Annotated in this window: 3 protein-coding genes; all 3 read left to right on the top strand. The window is 67.8% G+C overall.

Annotated elements, in window-relative coordinates:
* On the top strand, positions 1-1,513 hold a 1,513-nt coding region (carB, locus tag VM221_08000), incomplete at its 5' end, for a carbamoyl-phosphate synthase large subunit (protein HUT74760.1).
* A 69-nt stretch (positions 1,514-1,582) separates the two neighbouring features.
* On the top strand, positions 1,583-1,840 hold the full coding sequence (locus tag VM221_08005; protein HUT74761.1) for a hypothetical protein: 258 nt from the start codon (positions 1,583-1,585) through the stop codon (positions 1,838-1,840).
* 66 nt (positions 1,841-1,906) lie between these two features.
* Positions 1,907-2,551, top strand: a complete 645-nt coding sequence (locus tag VM221_08010; GenBank protein HUT74762.1) for a hypothetical protein — start codon at positions 1,907-1,909, stop codon at positions 2,549-2,551.
* Positions 2,552-2,768 lie beyond the last annotated feature (217 nt).

Consider the following 2,768-nt stretch of genomic DNA (forward strand, 5'->3'; position numbering starts at 1 on the left):
CACCGTCCACGCCGTCTGGGCGCTGCGGGAAGAGGGCTACCAGTCCATCATCATCAACAACAACCCGGAGACAGTCTCCACCGACTTCGACACCTCCGACAAGCTCTACTTCGAGCCGCAGACCGAGGAGGATACGCTGAACATCATCCGCCAGGAGCAACCCGAGGCGGTGGTGGTGCAGTTCGGCGGCCAGACCGCGATCAACCTCGCCGATGTCTTCCACCGCCACGGGGTGCCCCTGCTCGGCACCGCCTTCGAGGACATTGACGCCGCCGAGAATCGCGACCGCTTCGAGCACCTGCTGCGCGAACTCGACATTCCCAAGCCGCCGGGGCGCGCGGTGACCTCGGCCGAGGCGGCGCGGCGGGTGGCGACCGACATCGGCTACCCGGTGCTGGTGCGGCCGTCCTACGTCCTCGGCGGCCGCGCGATGGAGATCGTCTTCTCCGACGAGGAGCTGCTGGCATACATGCGCATGGCGACCGACGTCTCGCCGCGCCACCCTATCCTGGTGGACAAGTACGTCCTGGGCAAGGAGGCGGAGGTGGACGTCATCGCCGACGGGCGCGACGCCCTCATCCCCGGCATCATGGAGCACATCGAGCGCGCCGGCGTCCACTCCGGCGACAGCATGGCGGTCTGCCCGCCGGTGAGCCTGTCGCAGGTGGCGCAGCGGACGATCGTGGACTACTCGCTGCGCCTCGCCCGCGCCCTGCATATCAAGGGGCTGATGAACATCCAGTTCGTGCTCGAGGGCGACCAGGTCTATGTGCTGGAGGTCAACCCCCGCGCCAGCCGCACCGTCCCCTACCTGTCCAAGCTCACCGGCATCCCCATGGTCAACGTCGCCACCAAGGCCATGCTCGGCAAGTCGCTGGCCGAGCTGGGCTACGCCCCCGGGCTCTATCCACCGCCCCGCCACTACGGGGTCAAGGCGCCGGTCTTCTCCTTCGCCAAGCTGACGCGGGTGGACGTCAGCCTGGGGCCGGAGATGAAGTCCACGGGGGAGATCATGGGCATAGACGAAGACTACTCGCGCGCGCTGCACAAGGCGATGATCGCCTCCGGGGTGGCGCCGCCGAGCCGGGGGACGCTGGTGCTGACGGTGGCCGACCGCGACAAGCCGGAGGCGACGGAGCTGGCGCGCGGCTTCAACCGCCTGGGGTTCACCATTCACGCCACCCGCGGCACCGCCGCCCACCTCGCCGCCCACGGCATCCCCGCCCGGCGCGTGGGCAAGATCAGCGAGGGCAGCCCCAATATCCTCGACCTCATCACCGGCGGCGCGGCGGACCTGCTCATCAACACCATGTCCCGCGACCGCAAGCCCGGGCGCGAAGGCATCCGCATCCGCCGCGCCAGCGTCGAGCATTCCCTCCCCTGCCTGACCTCGCTTGACACCGCGCGCGCGCTGCTGACCGCGCTCTCCGCCCGCCGCGAGGGCGAACCCTTCACCTATAAGACAATTGACGAGTACCTGGCCGATGGGGGAAGTGAGGGACTGGCTCCATAATCTCCGAACGATGGTGCCTGTCCCCATTTCCCATTGCGATTTCCCCCGGAGCCGGGCGACCCAACCGACGTGAGAAGCGAATTCGAGCTTGGCAAGCGCTGGTCGGAACTCGGCAGCGGGCGCTGGTTCAGACGCGCGCTCTGGCTGCTCGCGCTGGGGCTGCTGCTATACTTCGCCTTCCGCCTGGGCACGGCGCTCGCGCGACGGTTCCGGGCGATCGAGCGCTCCTACGATGTCGTCGCGACCGGCATGTCGGAGAGCGAGCGGGCGCCTGTCCCCGCGCCGCGACACGACGAGAGCAGGATAGCCCATGTCGTGATAGAATAGACGCTGCCGGGGCGGTGAGGGCGATCGCTTGCCCCCGCCGTGCAATCTGCGCAAAGGGAGGGTCTCATGATACGGCTGGTGACGATCGTGCTGGTAGCGATGCTGCTTGTACAGGCGGCGGCGGCGGCGCCGTCGTTCCGGGGATACACCGGACTGCTGCTGTTGCCGACGGGGGACACGCTGGACCTGAACGAGTTCAACCTGGCGTGGTTCAACGTGGACCTGACGGGCGGGGATCAGAATGCCTACGCGGCCAACCTGGGCCTGCGCGACGGGCTGGAGGTGGGCGTGCTGCGGAGTAAGGTGGAGATGGCGGAGGCGGAGACGATGCTCACCGCCAAGTACCGCATCTGCCCGGAGACGGATAAGCACGCGGCGGTCGCGGTGGGGGTGCTCGATCCCACCGACGAAGTGGACAGCACCATGTACGTGGTCGCCAGCAAGATCGTGGCGGGCCACGTCAGGGTGTTCGACGGCGAAATCACCAACCTGCGCGTCCACCTCGGTATCGGCGCGGGCCAGATCGATGGCGCCTTCATCGGCGGGTCGGCGACGCTGGGCGATCGCCTGATGTTAATGGCCGAGTACGACACCCATGACACCAATCTCGGCGCGCGGCTCAACATCGGCTACGGTTTCCGCGCCCATGCGGGTTGGTTCAACGATCTCAACGACGTGGGTATCGGCCTCAGCTACAACAAGATGTTCTGACGCGCCCGGCGTTGCAGCGTGCTCCCGGTTGGGGGAGGGCGGCGGCCCGGTCGCGGCGGCAGCCCCATCGGCCGTCCTGACAGTTACCCACTTTGCGCTATTGCGCAGGCGAGACTCTTCGCTGGCGCGGCTAGGTCGCGGAGCGACCGCCGTGGCGGCCCTCCGGGCCTAGCCACTCACAGTGACGACGGTCTGGTGGTGTCATTCTGAACGGAGC

This window comes from Armatimonadota bacterium, from assembly GCA_035527535.1.
Classification (GTDB): Bacteria; Armatimonadota; Hebobacteria.

Excerpts from the sequence above, each read along its gene's own strand:
- VM221_08010 (HUT74762.1), top strand. The coding sequence starts at position 1,907 with ATGATACGGCTGGTGACGATCGTGCTGGTAGCGATGCTGCTTGTACAG.